Below are 16,791 nucleotides of genomic sequence, written 5' to 3'. Positions count from 1 at the left end.
AATCATGACTACAGTTCGACAAATTCCCAACCAAAGAAACCCTATTCAACTGATTTCAAATATCATCCGTTCTTTCGTTTATGCGATGAATGGACGCTGGCATAAATTGGGGATGCAAATCTTTATGATAGTGACTATTGCCCACATCTCAGAACATATTATTCAAGCTTATCAATTGTGGGGTTTAGGATGGCCGAGACCAGAATGTTTAGGGTTATTAGGACTCTGGAAACCTTGGTTAATGCGCTCGGAATGGCTACACTATGGACACGCTCTTTTTATGTTATTAGGGTTAGCTATTTTTCGTCCTTCTTTTCATGGAAAAGCTCGTCTTTGGTGGGATTTGGCTTTAGGATTACAATTCTATCATCATTTTGAACACGCTTTACTCTTAGGACAGGCAATTATTGGTCAAAACTTATGGGATTCTCGCGTTCCTATTAGTATTGGACAAATTTGGTTTCCTCGGTTAGAACTGCATCTTTTCTATAACTTAATGGTTCTAATTCCCATGATGATTGCCATGTATTATCATCGTTTTCCACCTATGAATGAGGGGAGATTAGTTTAAATTTCAGCCAAAGTTAAAGAAAGTATTAAGAAAATGGGGGTAAATGAGTATTTACCCTATTCTTCTAGTTAATTGTGCTGAAAAGTTGTCTCTAGTTCTTAAAAAAAGCATGATTGCTCTCCTTCTCATATTATGATAAAGAGTCATTAACTAGCTGTTGAAATTCCCCCAATGAATTAATAGTAATACTGGGGACAAAAAGACTCTCTAAGACAGACACATCCTCAATTTGGTTAATCGTTTCAATCAGGGAATTAGGAATCTCCCCAAAACGACTTTGTAAAGCTAAAATGATATGTTTTTGGTTAGTTAATTTAGCTCCTGATTTAGCTCCTTCTTCGAGAGCCATTTCTTCTATGGTACTTAAAAAAGGCATGATTACGCTCCTTCTCATATTAATTAAGATAAAGAGTCATTAACTAAATGTTGAAAATCCTCCAATGAATTAATAGTAATACTGGGGACAAAAAGACTCTCTAAGACAGACACATCCTCAATTTGGTTAATCGTTTCAATCAGGGAATTAGGAATCTCCCCAAAACGACTTTGTAAAGCTAAAATAATATACTTTTGGCTAGTTAATTTAGCTCCTTCTTCGAGAGCCATTTCTTCTATGGTACTTAAAAAAGGCATTTTGTTTTCCTCCTCGTATTGACTGAGTTTTGTTTTAAAGTTAAGTTGAAGTTGCGGGGGTAAGGTCATCATTTTATCAATGAATTTCCCTAGATTGATAATCTCAAACTTGGTTAATCCCCTTTGATATAAACCTCTGACTAAGTTCCACTTCCATTGTTCACGCTCCCTGAGATTATTAGTCGTAGCCTTAGTTTTTAGGTGTGCCATGACTATTATAGCCCAAATATTCTCACTTTGTTCTAAGTCTTCCCATTGATAATCCAATAATTTGACCATTAAAAAATCGACTTTCACTTGACTTCCCCCTAACCCATATTGATAAAAATCAGGTCGCCAAGACCTACTTTCATCCCCTAAAATAGCTAAACTAATAACAGGTTTATGGTACAAATCAAAGGCTCGATAATTATAAATAAACATTCGTTGAGGGAATTTTAGATCATATTGACTTTGGACTTCAATATGAATTAAAAGCCAGATTTCCTGATTATCTAATAACCAAACTTTCAATAATTTATCAGCATAGCGTTGCTCAGTTTCCGCAGCTGCCGTAATTTGTTCTAATTCTTTATCAAGGGAAATAGGGGTTTGATTCCAGTCAATTTCTTGATAAATATTGGGATAAAAGAAGTTTAAGAACTCTGCCAAATAAGTGCTAATCGCTTCTTTCCATGTTTTGTCGTAATTAGCTGTCACCTCAGCCATGCCTTTCCCACCTAATTGCTATATAATAAATAATATCCTAATCTTTCAAAAACAATGGACAATTCTAACCCTACTCCTATCCCCTGCGAAAATAGTGATACTTCTTCCTTAGAAACCGCTAACCACAAACCCTTTTGGAAAGCCATTGTGGAAATTGGTGAAAAAGTTCCCATTGAAGAGTGGAACAAATTACCTAAAGATTTTGCTCGCAATTTTGAACATTATATGTATGGCGCACCCAGAGACGAGGATTACGAAGACGAATGAGAAAGATTTTTTTAGATACTGCTTATCTTCAAGCACTGGTTGACACTCGTGATAGTTTACATCAATCTTCTGTAGCTATTACCGACGAATTAGATATATTTCTATCTGTTACTAGCGAAATGGTGTTAACTGAATTACTCAATGCCTTATCTGGAAGGGGTGGGTATTTAAGGGATGCTGCCCTAGATATTGTAGATAAATTACACCAAGACTCATCAGTAGAAATTATCCCTCAAACCTCTCAGTTATTTACCGAAGCATTGCTATTTTATCGCCAAAGACGAGATAAAAGCTATAGCTTAACAGATTGTGCTTCGATGTTGATTATGAGACAACAAAATATCTCCGATGTTTTAACTTTTGATCGCCATTTTCAACAAGAAGGATTTAATGCACTACTGAGAAATTAGGAGGTAAAATAACTAATTGACTTTTTGAGCTACTTCTGCTAGACAATCAAAGTGACGACCATATTTAACAATAATCGTCATCGATCCTCGATAATCAATTAACCCTGTCATTACCGCTTTAACTGCACCAATTTCTTGATTAACAAATCGTTCCCAATTTTCTCTAGTTGCTGAAAAAATCGGTAAAGATTCATCCATTTCTTCAATCAGTTCTAAACTAACAATCTGACCCTGATCATCCCATTCTGAACAAACAGAAACCCCCTGATGATCACTAAACCAAAGAATTACTTTTCCCAATTTAGTGAACTTTTTACCTAAGTTTTCTTGTTCGTTCCATGTCGTTTGATAGGCAGACCACCATTCTTGAGAAAAACGAGTTAACGGTTGATTCATGAGGTATAATCAGAAAATAAAAAACTTGTGTTTAGTTTACCATTATCAGGATAACCTATGATCATCTTAAAATTCCTACTTTATGCCCCTCAGGGTAAGCGCATCTTAACAATCCTTGACAAAATGAACTTTATATGGGTTGCCTACCCAGAGCGCGGTTTAGACATATTTGAGTAGAATTTGCCATCGCAGTTGTTAAGCAACAATCGACCAAATAAGAGGACAAGCAGCTGACAAAATTGGTCAATTGTCAATAGCGTTCTTTTAAAACCGTTGTTAATCTCGAAAAATCGCTAAATAATCATGATGAAAGCCTACGAATATCATCACATTGTCAGTTTTCAAGAAACCAATTTAGTCGGTAATGTTTATTATGCCAATTATGTGCAATGGCAAGGTCGTTGTCGAGAAATGTTTCTCAAAGATAATGCCCCAGATATTATCACAGAATTATCCCAAGGATTGGCTTTAGTAACGGTTCGAGTATCCTGTGAGTATCTGTCCGAATTATTTGCCTTTGATCATGTTATTATTCGGATGCGTTTAGGAGAGATTAAACAAAACCGAATTACCATGTTATTTGAATATTGGCGAGTGACTGATGAAGGTGAAGAATTAGTGGCAAAAGGAGAACAACAAACGGCCTGTATGCGACGAGAGGATAGTGAAACCAGACCCACTCCAATTCCCGCTCAACTGCAATTAGCTTTAGAGAAATATCAGATCCCAATCTAAAGGATAACCCGAGGAATGTGAGATAAAAATAACCGATAAAAAATGACTCTCCTAAACTGGTTATAGCCAATTAGTGGTTTAAATGAGCTTAACCCGAAACTTCCGCCGCTTTCATTTATCCCGGTATGAGCCGACTCTTGTTGAGGCGGCTTGCCTAGATGACTACGCTACCCCTAACCCTTTTCAAACATACTCTAAAAAATATCGGCAGGATCGGCGTATTGGAGCTTATTAATAGCCGTGGCTCCAGCAATCAAGGACATGAGCAAGGTTAAGCCAAAGACGAATATTGCTCTAGTAGGGGTCATTTCAATGGGAAGTAAGGTGTATTTTTGGGTAAAATAATACTGAATCATCCCTAATAAAAAGCCAGGAATATAACCCAATACTGCAATAATCAGAGCTTGCTGAAAGACGAGCCACAGAAGATAACGATTGTGATATCCCATTGCTTTTAGAGTTGCATATTCTGCTAAGTGTTCTGCAACATTGGTATAAAGAATTTGATAAACAACCACAATCCCGACCACTAATCCTAAAAATACCCCCAAATTAAAAATAAAACCAATAGCTGTACTGGTTGCCCAATAATTTTTTTCAAAGTTAATAAACTCTTGCTTGCTTAATATTTTGACATCTTTCGGCAAATATTTCTTTAACTTTTTGAGTAAGGATTGCCGATCAATATCTGGTTGAAACTTAATTAAGCCAATATCAATGAACCGAGATGAACGATTCTGAAATATTCTTAAAAAGTTAGAGTAGCTCATTAATAAGTTACCATCTGAACCAAAAGATGTCCCTAATTCAAAGAGACCAACCACTTCTATTTTTCGATTATTACCAGAATTTCCCACCTCAGTAATAATAGTTTTACCCTTCTGGAAATCTTCAGCAATATTTCCAAACTCCCTCCGAGAATTTTGGTCAAATAAGGTGGTATATTTTATCTTTAATTTTTGCCAATTTTCTTTGATTCCCACAGCCTTAAATGCTTGATATCTTAAGTCAATTCCAATTACAAAAATATTACGCCAATAGTTTTTTGTATCGGGATTTTTCCATTGAGCATAGCCTACATAGATTGGACTGACTAATTCCACTTCATTAAAGGATAAGACTTGTAATAGTCTTCGCTCACTAAAACTTTCCATGGCAATTAAGGATGTAGAACGAGGACTAATCAGGAAAGCATCACCTTCCAAACTATTATGTAAATGAACAGCACTCTCAAATAAAGCATCTCGAATTCCCAACTGCATAAAAATAATCACAGTGGAAAAAATAATACCAGACAGTGCAACAATTAAACGAGTTTTTTTATGAGCTAATTGTAACCAAGCAGTGGGAATATTCATCTTCTGAATGAGTTATTTAGTTAGGGTGAATGATCACATTAACCTTTAAGTTAGTTAACCGATTAACTTTAGCACTAGAGCGATGATCTAAGCTAACTTTTACCTCGACAACTCTAGCATCTGTATCGACAACAGGATCGGTTCCTAAAACATCTTGTCGTCCCACTTTCCAACCTATTTCTTCCACGGTTCCCTCTAAATCTCCGAGCATTTTATCAGTTTTTATCGTTACAGATTGACCTAATTTAACTCGACTAATATCGGTTTCATACACTTCTGCTGTCACATACATTTTTTGAATGTTTCCCAAATCTAAAATTCCTTCATTTTTCACTAATTCTCCGGGAAAAGTATGAATTTTTAAAATTCTTCCTGCATGGGGCGCACGCACATAGGATAATTCTAATTCCGCCTGAGCGCGTTCTACATTAGCCTTAGCTGTCATTACTTCATCTTGAGCAATTTGAAGATCAACAGGACGAATTTCCGTAACTGCACTTAACATAGCTTGGTTTTCTTGAATTTGTTGTTCTAAAGTATTAAGAGTTCGTTGTAGATTGGCTCTGGCTTCCTGAATTTTTTGTTCTAAGGTAGTTGTAATGCGTTGCAAGTTAGCCTCAGCTTCTTGGAGTCTTTTTTGTGTAGTTGTCGCCTCTAAACAAAATCGCTCTTTTTCCCCTTGAGAAACCGCACCATTACGGTATAAAGATTGATAACGTTGACAATCTGTGAGAGCATTATTCAATTCTGCTTTAATTCTTTCAACGGTAGCTTTTTGTCCTAGTTTTTCCCCTTCAAGTTCCGATTCCAAACTAGAGATCGCTGCTTTTTGCCTCATTATTTGTCCCTCTAATTCCGCTTTGCTTTGACGCCTACGGGAATCTTGAGCCATAATTTCGCCTTTTTTTGCCCCTTCTCTCACTTTTTCGAGTTTAGATACTGCTAAACCCAGATTTGCTTGAGCTTGTTTCAGGGCTGCTCGCAAACGGGCATTATTATCTAAAATAGCCATTATTTCGCCTTTTTCAACTGTTTCTCCCTGTTTTACCAGTATTTTATCTACTCTACTTCCTTCCAAAAAGGCAGTAGCTGATATTTGAGTAATTCCACCTTGGGGTTCAAGATAACCAAGGGCGGCAACAGCTTCGGGAGTATCAGGAGAAACCGTCGGGGAAATCGATAACTGGGAAGCTTTCAAGGATGATTCTGGTCTAAAATAGAAGATAATAACGGTTGTTCCCAGGCTAAATCCCATAAAAGCTCCTAAAAGACCCCAAAACCAATATTTTAAAGAATGGGAATTTTGAAGGCGAAAGTTAGCCATTGTTGTTAACAGGGATAAGGATTCATCAAATAAACTTTGTTTAAGGTAACATGAGGTCATATCTTAGACCTCCCATCAAGGGTTGTCAACTTTGTCAACTTTGTCAACTTTTTTTAACAATGGCATCTAATTTCTCAGGCACACCCTTCGAGCATCCTGCTGTCAATTTTGATCACAAATTTTCTCCTAGGCAGGTAAATCGTTTTCCACAACGATTGTTGCTCCTTTCACCCCAAGCGGCAACCTTTAATCAGCGTGGATTCATCTGTGATCCGCAAAGCGGCGGCCTGGCTGTTCAGCCTCAAAAACAGATATATTTGGAAACGATCGGGCAAACTTTTATCTATGGCTATAATGCAGCAATTATGGCTCATTCTCTCGCGGACTTGTTTCCTCTTCTTGAAGGTGTCACCCTCAATCTGAGAGGATTTGCTTATGAAGGGGCGGCGATGGCTTTATCTTTGCTAGATTGTTTAACCCTGAGGAAGCGCAATCGCTTTGAGCATTTTTTAGCAAACGAGGGGAAAAAGCATATTTACATGGCCTATGTAGGGAAAGGATGGCAATTAGCCCGTATTCCCTTTTCTTTGCGCTTTTATATCCAAAAATTAGCAGATTCTGCCCAACATTTTCCAGATTCTCTATTAGGGTGGTTAGCCCTTGACGGCTATGGATTTCATCAGGGATACTTTGCCTGGCCTAAGTATATCCGAGAGAGAAAGTCTCCTCAAGAATTATCGGGTTATGCGCGTCTTGTCTTTGCCCAAGGGTTAGGGCGCAGTCTTTGGTTTGTGAAAGGGGCAAATATTGCCGAAATTGCCGATCAGATCCAAAAATTCGACCCGCTGCTTCAACCCCATTTATGGAGTGGGATCGGCTTGGCTTGCACTTACGCGGGGGGAGTGTCTCCCGAAGAAATTCAACATTTAAAACAGCTGGCTGAACCTTATAGAGCCGAATTAGCCCAGGGAGCAGCTTTTGCGGCAAAAGCACGTTTACTAGCTGAAAACTGCACAGAAAATACCGAAATAGCCTGTCAAATTTTGTGTGGAATGGCTATGACTGAAACAGCCAAGATCACTGATGATACCCTCATCGGCTTAGATTACCACGACCAAATCCCTGCCTATGAACAATGGCGACAAGCCATCCAAAGTCATTTTCGCACCTAATCCCCTCAACTGTCTTAAGCTTAGATTGAATGTAGTTACTTCTTTGAAACCATGAATCGTTTGGAAAAATTCATCCGACGCTATAGCAAGTCTATCTTGGCATTGGGGCTAATTTTAGTCTTATTCTTTGTTTCCCGTCTCCCCGCCCTATCAATGGCCGAAAGAGATGCGATCGCTTCTCGCTTTGCCTTTACTCGTTTTCCCTTACCCGAATTAGAAAATCAACCCTATCAAGTAGAAAGACCGACAAATCCCAGTTTAAGCCGTCATTCGGGCTGGATTTCGGCAGTTGGGGCGGCAGTTGCCCTGGGGGATCTCGATGGAGATGGCTGGGATAATGATCTCTGTCATGTAGAAACCCAAAGCAATCAGGTGATTATCTCCCCTGTTCCGGGTACGGGCAATCGTTATCAGCCCTTCACCCTCAATGTCACCGATTTTGACTATAACGACCAAACCATGGCCCCGATGGGATGTATTCCTAGTGATCTCAATGAGGATGGACTCAGGGATCTATTGGTGTATTATTGGGGACGAACACCGATCGCTTTTATCAAGCAAGATCAAGGTTATCTTCAGCAGCAAATCAGCCAAAAAAGGGAAAAATGGTACACCAATGCGGCAACCTTCTCGGATTTAGATGGGGACGGACACCCAGACTTAATCATTGGCAATTACTTCCAAGATAATGCCGAGATTTTGGATGTCAATTCCCAGAAAATCGAAAAAATGCAAGATTCGATGACCCGTGCTTATAATGGCGGTAAAAATCGAGTTTTCTTGTGGTCCGATGCCTCTACCACTGGAGTGACTTATCAAGAAGTCCAAGATGCTTTTGAGGAGAAAATTGCTCATGGTTGGACATTGGCCGTCGGAACAGCCGATTTAGACGGGGATTTATTGCCAGAGATTTATTTTGCCAATGATTTCGGACCCGATCGCCTCTTACATAATCGTTCTACTAGAGGACATCTCCAATTTGCCTTACTGGAAGGGCAAAAAGGGTTAACGACACCTAATTCTAAGGTATTGGGCCATGATGGCTTTAAGGGAATGGGGGTAGATTTCGGGGATATTAACCATGATGGACTCTTAGACATCTATGTGAGTAATATTGCTTCGGAATACGCCCTAGAGGAAAGTCATTTTCTCTTTACCAGTACGGGAGAAACGGAGAAAATGTCCCGAGGAATCGCCCCTTATGTCGATAAAAGCGAACCCTTGGGAGTCTCTCGTAGTGGCTGGAGTTGGGAAACAAAATTCGGCGATTTTGATAATGATGGGGAGTTAGAAGCGTTGCAAGCTACAGGATTTCGTAAAGGTGACATCAATCGTTGGCCAGAATTACATGAGTTAGCCATGAGTAATGATCAAGTCCTGAAAATCCCCAATAGTTGGTTTCATTTCCAAGATGGAGACGATTTAAGTGGTCATCAACATAATCCCTTTTTTGTGCGGGGTAAAGATGGACGTTACTATGATTTGGCATCGCAATTAAGCTTAGATGATCCCTCTGTCACCAGAGGAATTGCCACCGCCGATGTGGATGGAGATGGGGATTTAGACTTTGTAGTGGCAAATCAGTGGGAAACCTCTTATTTTTATCGCAATGATAGTCCAAATATCGGTCAATCTCTGGAATTAGAGCTTTTAAACCCTGCGCTCTCCCCTAATCCCTCTTCAGAAAAGGGGAAAATGGCTATCCCCGCAATTGGGGCAGCGGTTAAGGTGTCTCTACCTGAGGGCAGTCAGCTGGTGGCGCAGGTAGATGGGGGCAATGGTCATTCTGGCGTGAGAAGTCCAGTGCTACACTTTGGTTTAGGCAAAATTGACCCTAATACCGCTTTACCCGTTGACATTCAATGGCGTAACCACAAGGGAGAAATTAAGCAAACCCAGTTATTATTAACGTCGGGTAAACAGACAATTTTGCTAGAGGAATCTGTTTAAGACCATTCTGTAAAGGGCGTAAGGTTTGCGCCCTTTATCGTTTGTTTAGATTAGTCCTTTTCAAATTTGCAAACACCCTCTAAAATTAATCTGTTGGGGATCATAATATTGGGCAAAAGAAAAAGTATGATAGGTATCTAACCAACCATAGTTAGCGTCGCCTCTTTCCTCCGCTTTGCCTATAGTAATCATCAGATTTTCTCTTTTTTATCTCAAATGTCGGGGTGAAGACCGTTCGGACCTCGGCGTGAGCTTTTGTCGAACGCAAAAGCTCACGGCCGAAGCCCACACCCTACCCCCACGAAAAACTTTTTGCCGCAAACCCTATCTAATAAGTGTTCGTTGTCGATACGATGCACAATTACTATTCATATCTTGATTCAGCAACGCCGACTTTTAGTCTTGAGATAACATAAGGTCGATGTCTGATAACTGTTAACTGATCGCTGAATTTAACTTCTTAAAGAAACTTGGAACTGTTTAACTAAAGCTTCTCGCACTTTTGTCATTAAGGGTTCCACCTCTTCATCGGTTAAAGTTCGATCGCTGGCACGATAGACTAAACTAAAGGCCAAACTACAATGATTTTCCGGCACATTCTGCCCCTGATAGCGATCAAATAATTCGACTTTTTCTAAGAGATTACCTCCAGCATTTTTGATAGTTTTTGTCAATCTATCTACGGGTATATCTGTTCCCCATTTTTACGGAAAAAATGATAATATAAAACTCAAATTTGAACTATTGTTGTGGAAAGATAGTAAGATGACAAAGTTATAATTAACTCAATCGGAAATTGAAAGCCTTACTTCTGATGAATTTTTGTATTTAAGAAATTGGATCAATAAGTTAGACGATCAACAATGGGAAAAACAAATCAAATTTTAGCAAGAAGGAATTTTGAGCTTTTAAAAAGTGACTTAAACCATCCTTCTTTGTCTTTTAAAAAAGTTGGAGAATTTTGATCGGCAAGATTTGGTATTAATTATAGATCTTTAGCTTTTAAAGATGGTGAAGATTATATTTGGGGGTGGATAGGAAGTCATGAAAAATAGGAAAGATTATTAAAATAAAAGCGTTCGCCTCTTTATTGCCAAAATGTAGTTAAACAAAGTGCAACCCAACACCAACCAAATAAATTAATAATTGATCATCTTGGATCGCACTCAATCTAAAGGTTATCGCCATTTTAAAACAGTCTTTTCAATAGTTCATCTTTAGTTAAATTAAAATGTAGAGCGACATCACGCAAAATATTATTTAAAGTGCCTATTTTGACAGGATTATGAGCAGGAATAGTAATCTGATGTGTACCATTTTCAGAAGTAGTTAGTCTAATATGGCTACCCGTTTGACGACTCACTTCATAACCTAACTCAGACAATTTTTTGATTAAGTCATCACTGGATAAATCTCTGGGTAGCTTCATACCGCAAATACCTCATCCCTAACAATATGTAAACGAATAATTTTAGGGCGATTTTCCCTATCATCATAATGACAATTAACGGCATCTTTTACCATTTCTCGTAAAGATTGTAAATCATCGGCTTCGGTAAAAATAGACTCGCCTAATGCCCTTGCTGTATATCCCCCTTCCGGTGCATCTTCCACTAAAAAAACTATTTCTGTCATATTTCCTTCTTTACTCTCTAAATTTTTGCAGTAATTTTAATTATAGTTTGTTTAGTTTTTTATATAGCACTTTTTAAAGCTTACAAGATTAGCGTTCGCCGTTTATCAACCCTAATCGCCTCTTTATTGCCAAAATGTAGTTAAACAAAGTGCAACCCAACACCAACCAAATAAATTAATAGTTGATCATGTTGGGTTTCGTGCCTCAACCCAACCTACAAGATCGGCGATCGCACCCGATCAGAAAAGCGATCGCACTTCATCAATTCACTCCGAGTTCGCCTTTTGAATTCCTCAATTCTTTTCTCTATCACTCTAGGGTTCGGGTTTTCCCAGTCATCTAGAGAATTATAAAGAATTGCTGGAATTAATACTTTTCTCTTTTTGTCAAATTTTATGTTAAGAAATATGTGACTATAGGATCGAGAAAACGGGTTTCTTAAAGAAACCCGTTTTCTCGACTCTGAGTCAAGTTAATCAGGTGGCTGGTAGGAGAAATCAAGGTTTAACCGCACCGAATTTAATTTGATTTTCTCTGATTCATGAATAAACCTGATGAAAAAAAAAAAAAAAAAATAAGCATATTTTATATCCTATTGACGGTAGAAAAAAACGGTCTTAGGATGATGGAAACCATTAATTGATGATTTGATAGTTTTTAAGCTTAACCAGCACTGCGGGTTAAATAGTTGGGGAGGTTTTGGGGACGGCGAACGGTGTATATTCCAGCAGTAAGCTCAGACGCATTTAAATTTAGATTGTCGATGCTTGAAGCCTTTGGCTGACATCGATTACTCGATCAACTTAAACGTCGAAAAGCTTAACAGCATGGCAACACCATGATGAGTTGATATACTCTAAGGATAGCATCTTGAAATATTGAGTCAATGCAAGTTATTTAAGTAATAGATGACACATTATGTTTTTAACAAAACATCCCGATCTGAAGCTAAACATTCCTTGGTATTTAACTCAAATTAGTTTTTTGCTGTTGCCTATCAACCCCTTATGGGGAATGTTAGTTATTTGTACAGCGATTATAATAATTTTTAGATTAAAATATAGAGTCATTATTTCTCAATATATTAATTGGGGATTTGCTATCTTAGGTGGCTCATTAATAATGACCAGCCTTTTTGCCTTTGATCGGGTTTCTGCCATCTCTGGATTGATAAATTTTTTCCCTTACTTCATTATTTTTGCTGGACTCAGCCAACTACTTTACTCAGTGAGTACATTAGAACAATTAGCAAGGATAATATACTTTGGTTCAGTTCCTATAACCGTGTTAGGCTTTGGACAAATTTGGTGGGGATTACAAGGAGAAATACAAAATATATTGATCCCTGGATGGTATTTAAGAGCAATGGGCAATCCTTCTGGTAGGATGTCATCTTTATTTTATCATGCTAATTTTCTAGCAAGTTTTCTAACTATTATTTGGGTGTTGGGACTGGGCTTAATAATTCTAGAGTTAAGAAAATCGAATACTGATAAAAAAATTTTTTATCTTAGTCTGCTTTTGGTCATCAATTCCCTAACATTTATTGCTCTAATTTTAACTCATTCTCGTAATGGTTGGATGACTACATTAGTAACTTGTCTTGCTTTTGCTATTTATTTAGGCTGGCGATGGATTTTGCTAACAGTAGCAATCGTGAGCGGGGCGATTATTATCGCTGCTTTTGGCAATCCTCCAGTAAGAGATTGGTTTAGATTAATTGTTCCAATGTTTATTTGGGCTCGAATAAACGATCAATTTTATCCTAATCGAGATGTAGAAACTCTCCGAATAACTCTGTGGAAATTCTCCTGGCATTTAGCCCTTAAGTCACCTTGGAAAGGATGGGGTTTAGGAAGTTTTAAACATCTCTATCAGCCTCAATCTCAGATAGTAATAGGACATTCACACAACTTAACACTGATGCTTCTGTCTGAAGTGGGGATTCCCTGGACAGTTTTTTTCTATTTTTTAGTTGGCTGGATATTGGCAAAAGGGATTATACTTTTAACCAAAATAAATCTGGATAACTCAGAAGAAAAATTGATTATATTTACTTATTTAACAGCTTTTTTTGCTTGTATATTATTTCATGTCTTTGATGTTACTATTTTTGATGAAAGAGTCAATCTTATATCCTGGTCGATTTTGTCAGCGATTCATGGCTTAACAAATAATAAAAAAAGAAAATATTTTACCTAAACTAAATATTCTTGTAAATGCTCATGAAATTCAGTATTGTTATAACAACATATAATCGCTTACCATTTTTAAAATGGTCATTAGAATCGGCAATCAATCAAACTATAAACTGTGAAATTATTGTTGTAGATGATGCTTCTTCTGATCAAACTGAAGAATATATCAAGCAGTTAGGTGATCGAGTTATATATCATCGCAACTCGATAAATTTAGGACATTCAGAAAGTGTTAATATTGGAGTCAAAATTGCCAAAGGAGAATGGATTAAGCTGATTGATGATGATGATTATATTATGCCTGAATGTATCGAAATTATCGGCAAATCTCTCGTTTATTTTCCTGATGCTGTTATTTGCTCTTGTCAGGCAAAAAAAATTGATATAATAGGCAACATTATCGATGATAAACATCAAGTTCAATTTAATAATTTAGCTCTTTGTATTCGGCAAGAAGACATACACTACGGTATGCTTTTGGATATCTGTCCTTTGGGAACACCTGTTCAAGTTGCTTTTCAAAAAAAAGCATTTTTGCGATCGGGAGGCTGGGATAAAGACTTTGACGGTAATTATGATGATATTAACTCATGGATAGAAATTGTCAAGTACGGCGATGCTGTATTTGTCGGTAAGTGTCTATGTTTTAAAAGAGTATGGTCGGGATGTTGCAATAGAAATATATCAATAAAAGAGCGATACAAAAAAAATATTTTAATCAAACAAAAAATTTATGATATGGTACATCCTAAACATCGGGAAAAGTTACCAGAATTGTCAGTTATAGAAGGTTATATTTGCCTGCATTGGCTTTTGATTTATATTAAAAAATTAAACATAAAAATTGTCCTAGAATTGATCCGCTATGATGCAATTAATTGGGATGCTTTAAAATTGATGTTTAAAATAATATGTATAAAAAGATTTAGGCTTTTATTTAAAAAAAATTTACCAGAATTACAGCAAATTGATATTAAATAATGGTACAGCCAATACCCGACTAGATGCCGAAATACTAATGTGTTTCTCTTTGTCTAGGATTTAAGAGATTTTCTGTTGCTTTTCAATAGCACGGGCAATGAGAGGAGCTTTTTTTGCTAATCCCTCTAGGGTGATTTCACCTTGTTCATACATTCTTAACCATTCTTCCCGTTGGCGTAGTATTCTTTCATCGTAATTTAAGCCTAGACGTTGCAGAGTAAATTCAGCTTTTTGGCGTTGATTATCAGGGACGCTATCGGTTAACACTAATTGTAACGATGGTAACAAAATTTCAAACCAATTATCTTCGACTTCAAAGGGATCAAGTAAGCGATCATCTAGGTTTTGTTTGCTACTATTAATCCAATTTGCTACATAGCGATAATTAGACCATTCATAGCTTAAATGACGGTAATTATGAAAAGATAAAAAGTGATCAACAGTGGCGGTAGGGTCATACATAACGGAATAGCCACATAAGTTATTAAATCCTTTTGCTAAATCTGCCCTAAAAGGAGACCAGTAATCTCTGGGGCGTTTTGCAGCAGGATTTTCGGCTAACCAAGTATTTCCTTTTTGACGACATTTTTGATCAAACTCGGTGGGTTCAGGAATCGGAATAAATTTCTGCATTTAATCATCAGCCTCCATTCTCACTATCCAACGGGGGAAAAAGGGATCATGACCCGGTAAGAGTTTAAGTAATTGTTGATGAATTTTTTCTTTGGTTCTTAAGTTTTCTGGAAATTGGTTCATATCGTCTTTTCTCATCCAAGCTTGGGCGGCTTCTATTGCTTGTTCTGCTTCTTGAGAACGGGCTTGTTTAAGTCCAAAAACCTCTGAAGTTAACCAACCAATCACATCACCTTGTTTTGCCCAGGTAATTTCATTTAAGGTTACTTGATTGTCATTAAGTTCAAATAGAAATAATTTATCTTTTTCTTGATCAAATAAGGGTTCAACTGAAGCCAAAACCAGGGGAGAATGGGTAGTAATAAAGAGTTGAATATCAATAATCAGTTCTAATTCTTTTAAGACAGTCAAAATTGCGGGTAGGATTGATCGTTGCCAACGAGGGTGTAAATGCGCTTCGGTTTCATCCATTAAAAAAATCAGTTGACGGGCTGGACTTCTTCCAAATAGTTGAGCAGTAATTAAATTTTCTGACTGCATCCAAACTAACATATAAGCTAGGCTTAGAATCCGTTGAATTCCCGCCGATGCTTCAGTAACAGGAATTGTTTCATAAGGAAGTTCTATCGTTGGAATACCTCGAATATCATCTAAAGACATTCGTGTGGGTTCACCAATTTTTATCTGCTCATTTTTTGCAGAAAGTTTTTGAATAATTTCAGCTAATAATTTAATATTTGATTGGTTGGGTTGATTTTGCCACTTAATCCAATCTTCAAGCAAACCATAGGAAATAATTTTATTTTTGACTTTTCGACCATACCAAACTTCTGTTGAAGAAAGTTTAAAAGCTTTTTCTTTGTAGGGTACATAGATAGAAAAGCCACCATCAACACGACAATAAATATTTAAACTATTGTTTCTGTCTGAAATATGAGGTTCTATTTCTATTGTTCGATTTCTTTTGTGATAACTACTAACAGGGTTTTGTCCTTGTTTATTGTTAATACACCACCAAATAATATCCAGCAAAAAAGTTTTACCGAGGCCGTTGTCTCCTGTTAATATATTAAGTCGAGAGGCACAGTCTAGATCAATCTCTGAGGCAGGGCTAACATTTTTAAGATGGATTTCTTGAAGCATTTTCAGTTATTTATAATTTTTCGTTTCCTGCCTTTTTTTTACTGGTAGAGAGTAAAGGAGAAGAATTAAAAACAATTTTCATAGAGATTAACAATTTTTTTCTCTATCTATGTCTTCCCTAATAAGATAAGAAAAATCGATTCCGATTAATTCTAAAATTTTCAAGAATATTTCTGGAGCCATTTCTATGACTTCTGCGGCTTTATGAAGACTGATGATACGAGAAACCAAAGCACCCACTACAAAAATAAATTGTTCTTTTTGTTCAAAATTATCAAATAATTGAATTTCGGCGGCGATTTCTTGAAAAGTGGTCGAAGTATTCATTGTCTTGTTAAGTTTTATTAATTAAGACACACCTGACCCGATTTTAACATAAAACCAACCCAACCAACTCCCCTGACCTAAATTTTTGGTTCTTCGTTACTTGGTATGATTCGATCAGGGGGCATAAATTGACTAAATCCTTATCTGGCAAAAGACTTAATTGATTAGTTCGCTCTAGATCAAAAACAATTGACAAAAATCGCTAAATGCCTTTCTATACAAATAAGGGTTCCATCCAGAAGTGTTGAACGTTGAGAAAAGTCAGAAAAAAATGCTATTATAGATAGAATCTAGACAACTTATTCCCCTCACAATAGGGAGTTTGCCCTGATGACGAATTTTTCAAAAC

General features: G+C 37.1%; 18 protein-coding genes and 2 pseudogenes. 8 read left to right on the top strand and 12 right to left on the bottom strand.

Going from position 1 to position 16,791, the window contains the following annotated elements; genetic code table 11:
• The first annotated feature begins 4 nt into the window (after window positions 1–4).
• Window positions 5–571 carry a hypothetical protein gene (locus tag H6F92_RS08120; RefSeq protein ID WP_002762574.1) on the top strand — a complete coding sequence of 189 codons (567 nt, stop codon included), beginning with the start codon at window positions 5–7 and terminating at the stop codon, window positions 569–571.
• 130 nt (window positions 572–701) lie between these two features.
• Here the strand turns inward: H6F92_RS08120 and H6F92_RS08115 are convergent, their stop codons facing one another.
• Window positions 702–947 carry a hypothetical protein gene (locus H6F92_RS08115; protein ID WP_190357461.1) on the bottom strand — a complete coding sequence of 82 codons (246 nt, stop codon included), beginning with the start codon at window positions 945–947 and terminating at the stop codon, window positions 702–704.
• Between the two features lie 23 nt (window positions 948–970).
• Window positions 971–1,912, bottom strand: a complete 942-nt coding sequence (locus H6F92_RS08110) for an RpnC/YadD family protein (protein ID WP_190357460.1) — start codon at window positions 1,910–1,912, stop codon at window positions 971–973.
• 54 nt (window positions 1,913–1,966) lie between these two features.
• Between H6F92_RS08110 and H6F92_RS08105 the strand changes: the two genes are divergently transcribed.
• Both H6F92_RS08105 and H6F92_RS08100 read left to right on the top strand, forming a co-directional pair.
• On the top strand, window positions 1,967–2,179 hold the full coding sequence (locus H6F92_RS08105; protein ID WP_002762577.1) for a hypothetical protein: 213 nt from the start codon (window positions 1,967–1,969) through the stop codon (window positions 2,177–2,179).
• The gene (locus H6F92_RS08100; protein WP_002762578.1) at window positions 2,176–2,589 is read left to right on the top strand and encodes a type II toxin-antitoxin system VapC family toxin; all 414 of its coding nucleotides are present in this window, start codon (window positions 2,176–2,178) and stop codon (window positions 2,587–2,589) included. Before H6F92_RS08105 ends, H6F92_RS08100 begins: the two co-directional genes overlap by 4 nt.
• Window positions 2,590–2,601: 12 nt before the next feature.
• On the opposite strand, the gene H6F92_RS08095 is transcribed toward H6F92_RS08100, so the two are convergent.
• Window positions 2,602–2,985, bottom strand: coding sequence for a hypothetical protein (locus tag H6F92_RS08095; RefSeq protein WP_002762579.1), 384 nt, complete (start codon window positions 2,983–2,985; stop codon window positions 2,602–2,604).
• Between the two features lie 303 nt (window positions 2,986–3,288).
• Between H6F92_RS08095 and H6F92_RS08090 the strand changes: the two genes are divergently transcribed.
• Window positions 3,289–3,720 (top strand): acyl-CoA thioesterase, encoded by a 432-nt coding sequence (locus H6F92_RS08090; protein ID WP_190357459.1) that lies wholly within the window; start codon window positions 3,289–3,291, stop codon window positions 3,718–3,720.
• A gap of 194 nt (window positions 3,721–3,914) precedes the next feature.
• On the opposite strand, the gene devC is transcribed toward H6F92_RS08090, so the two are convergent.
• On the bottom strand, window positions 3,915–5,078 hold the full coding sequence (gene devC / locus H6F92_RS08085; RefSeq protein WP_190357458.1) for an ABC transporter permease DevC: 1,164 nt from the start codon (window positions 5,076–5,078) through the stop codon (window positions 3,915–3,917).
• 16 nt (window positions 5,079–5,094) lie between these two features.
• Window positions 5,095–6,462, bottom strand: a complete 1,368-nt coding sequence (locus H6F92_RS08080; RefSeq protein WP_190357457.1) for an ABC exporter membrane fusion protein — start codon at window positions 6,460–6,462, stop codon at window positions 5,095–5,097.
• A 59-nt stretch (window positions 6,463–6,521) separates the two neighbouring features.
• Between H6F92_RS08080 and H6F92_RS08075 the strand changes: the two genes are divergently transcribed.
• Window positions 6,522–7,574, top strand: coding sequence for a DUF1702 family protein (locus tag H6F92_RS08075; protein WP_190357456.1), 1,053 nt, complete (start codon window positions 6,522–6,524; stop codon window positions 7,572–7,574).
• Between the two features lie 51 nt (window positions 7,575–7,625).
• Complete coding sequence (locus tag H6F92_RS08070; protein ID WP_190357455.1) at window positions 7,626–9,524, top strand: CRTAC1 family protein; 1,899 nt, start codon at window positions 7,626–7,628, stop codon at window positions 9,522–9,524.
• 78 nt (window positions 9,525–9,602) lie between these two features.
• Here H6F92_RS08070 and H6F92_RS08065 read toward each other — a convergent pair.
• From H6F92_RS08065 to H6F92_RS08050, 4 genes and pseudogenes are all read right to left on the bottom strand, one after another.
• Window positions 9,603–9,716: pseudogene (locus tag H6F92_RS08065) on the bottom strand (pirin family protein); the annotation flags it as partial.
• Window positions 9,717–9,976: 260 nt separating this feature from the next.
• Window positions 9,977–10,219 (bottom strand): annotated as a pseudogene (locus tag H6F92_RS08060) (phenylalanine--tRNA ligase subunit beta-related protein); the annotation flags it as partial.
• A 494-nt stretch (window positions 10,220–10,713) separates the two neighbouring features.
• Window positions 10,714–10,953 (bottom strand): type II toxin-antitoxin system HicA family toxin, encoded by a 240-nt coding sequence (locus tag H6F92_RS08055; RefSeq protein WP_190357454.1) that lies wholly within the window; start codon window positions 10,951–10,953, stop codon window positions 10,714–10,716.
• Entirely contained in the window at window positions 10,950–11,159 is a 210-nt protein-coding gene (locus tag H6F92_RS08050) for a hypothetical protein (RefSeq protein WP_002747310.1), read from the bottom strand. The genes H6F92_RS08055 and H6F92_RS08050 overlap by 4 nt, the downstream gene beginning before the upstream one ends.
• Before the next feature lie 919 nt (window positions 11,160–12,078).
• Between H6F92_RS08050 and H6F92_RS08045 the strand changes: the two genes are divergently transcribed.
• Both H6F92_RS08045 and H6F92_RS08040 read left to right on the top strand, forming a co-directional pair.
• A complete protein-coding gene (locus tag H6F92_RS08045) occupies window positions 12,079–13,362 on the top strand; it encodes an O-antigen ligase family protein (RefSeq protein WP_158200216.1) in 1,284 nt (427 codons plus the stop codon).
• A 23-nt stretch (window positions 13,363–13,385) separates the two neighbouring features.
• Window positions 13,386–14,339 (top strand): glycosyltransferase family 2 protein, encoded by a 954-nt coding sequence (locus H6F92_RS08040; protein WP_233271379.1) that lies wholly within the window; start codon window positions 13,386–13,388, stop codon window positions 14,337–14,339.
• Between the two features lie 60 nt (window positions 14,340–14,399).
• Here H6F92_RS08040 and H6F92_RS08035 read toward each other — a convergent pair whose 3' ends face one another.
• The 3 genes from H6F92_RS08035 to H6F92_RS08025 all read right to left on the bottom strand — a co-directional run bounded on the left by H6F92_RS08035 (window position 14,400) and on the right by H6F92_RS08025 (window position 16,442).
• On the bottom strand, window positions 14,400–14,972 hold the full coding sequence (locus H6F92_RS08035; protein WP_190357453.1) for a hypothetical protein: 573 nt from the start codon (window positions 14,970–14,972) through the stop codon (window positions 14,400–14,402).
• Entirely contained in the window at window positions 14,973–16,115 is a 1,143-nt protein-coding gene (locus H6F92_RS08030; protein ID WP_158200219.1) for an AAA family ATPase, read from the bottom strand.
• 87 nt (window positions 16,116–16,202) lie between these two features.
• Complete coding sequence (locus tag H6F92_RS08025; protein WP_158200220.1) at window positions 16,203–16,442, bottom strand: hypothetical protein; 240 nt, start codon at window positions 16,440–16,442, stop codon at window positions 16,203–16,205.
• Between the last annotated feature and the right edge of the window lie 349 nt (window positions 16,443–16,791).

This window comes from Microcystis wesenbergii FACHB-1317 (genome assembly GCF_014696875.1).
GTDB classification, from domain to species: Bacteria; Cyanobacteriota; Cyanobacteriia; order Cyanobacteriales; family Microcystaceae; genus Microcystis; species Microcystis wesenbergii_A.
The sequence above is the reverse complement of the archived record's forward strand: the minus strand, read 5'-3'. Positions and strand labels throughout refer to the sequence as shown.

What these genes read in the sequence shown, in the direction of transcription:
- H6F92_RS08120 (WP_002762574.1), top strand. Translation starts at nt 5, where the DNA reads ATGACTACAGTTCGACAAATTCCCAACCAAAGAAACCCTATTCAACTG.
- H6F92_RS08115 (WP_190357461.1), bottom strand. Translation starts at nt 947, where the DNA reads ATGCCTTTTTTAAGTACCATAGAAGAAATGGCTCTCGAAGAAGGAGCT.
- H6F92_RS08110 (WP_190357460.1), bottom strand. Translation starts at nt 1,912, where the DNA reads ATGGCTGAGGTGACAGCTAATTACGACAAAACATGGAAAGAAGCGATT.
- H6F92_RS08105 (WP_002762577.1), top strand. Translation starts at nt 1,967, where the DNA reads ATGGACAATTCTAACCCTACTCCTATCCCCTGCGAAAATAGTGATACT.
- H6F92_RS08100 (WP_002762578.1), top strand. Translation starts at nt 2,176, where the DNA reads ATGAGAAAGATTTTTTTAGATACTGCTTATCTTCAAGCACTGGTTGAC.
- H6F92_RS08095 (WP_002762579.1), bottom strand. Translation starts at nt 2,985, where the DNA reads ATGAATCAACCGTTAACTCGTTTTTCTCAAGAATGGTGGTCTGCCTAT.
- H6F92_RS08090 (WP_190357459.1), top strand. Translation starts at nt 3,289, where the DNA reads ATGATGAAAGCCTACGAATATCATCACATTGTCAGTTTTCAAGAAACC.
- devC (WP_190357458.1), bottom strand. Translation starts at nt 5,078, where the DNA reads ATGAATATTCCCACTGCTTGGTTACAATTAGCTCATAAAAAAACTCGT.
- H6F92_RS08080 (WP_190357457.1), bottom strand. Translation starts at nt 6,462, where the DNA reads ATGACCTCATGTTACCTTAAACAAAGTTTATTTGATGAATCCTTATCC.
- H6F92_RS08075 (WP_190357456.1), top strand. Translation starts at nt 6,522, where the DNA reads ATGGCATCTAATTTCTCAGGCACACCCTTCGAGCATCCTGCTGTCAAT.
- H6F92_RS08070 (WP_190357455.1), top strand. Translation starts at nt 7,626, where the DNA reads ATGAATCGTTTGGAAAAATTCATCCGACGCTATAGCAAGTCTATCTTG.
- H6F92_RS08055 (WP_190357454.1), bottom strand. Translation starts at nt 10,953, where the DNA reads ATGAAGCTACCCAGAGATTTATCCAGTGATGACTTAATCAAAAAATTG.
- H6F92_RS08050 (WP_002747310.1), bottom strand. Translation starts at nt 11,159, where the DNA reads ATGACAGAAATAGTTTTTTTAGTGGAAGATGCACCGGAAGGGGGATAT.
- H6F92_RS08045 (WP_158200216.1), top strand. Translation starts at nt 12,079, where the DNA reads ATGTTTTTAACAAAACATCCCGATCTGAAGCTAAACATTCCTTGGTAT.
- H6F92_RS08040 (WP_233271379.1), top strand. Translation starts at nt 13,386, where the DNA reads ATGAAATTCAGTATTGTTATAACAACATATAATCGCTTACCATTTTTA.
- H6F92_RS08035 (WP_190357453.1), bottom strand. Translation starts at nt 14,972, where the DNA reads ATGCAGAAATTTATTCCGATTCCTGAACCCACCGAGTTTGATCAAAAA.
- H6F92_RS08030 (WP_158200219.1), bottom strand. Translation starts at nt 16,115, where the DNA reads ATGCTTCAAGAAATCCATCTTAAAAATGTTAGCCCTGCCTCAGAGATT.
- H6F92_RS08025 (WP_158200220.1), bottom strand. Translation starts at nt 16,442, where the DNA reads ATGAATACTTCGACCACTTTTCAAGAAATCGCCGCCGAAATTCAATTA.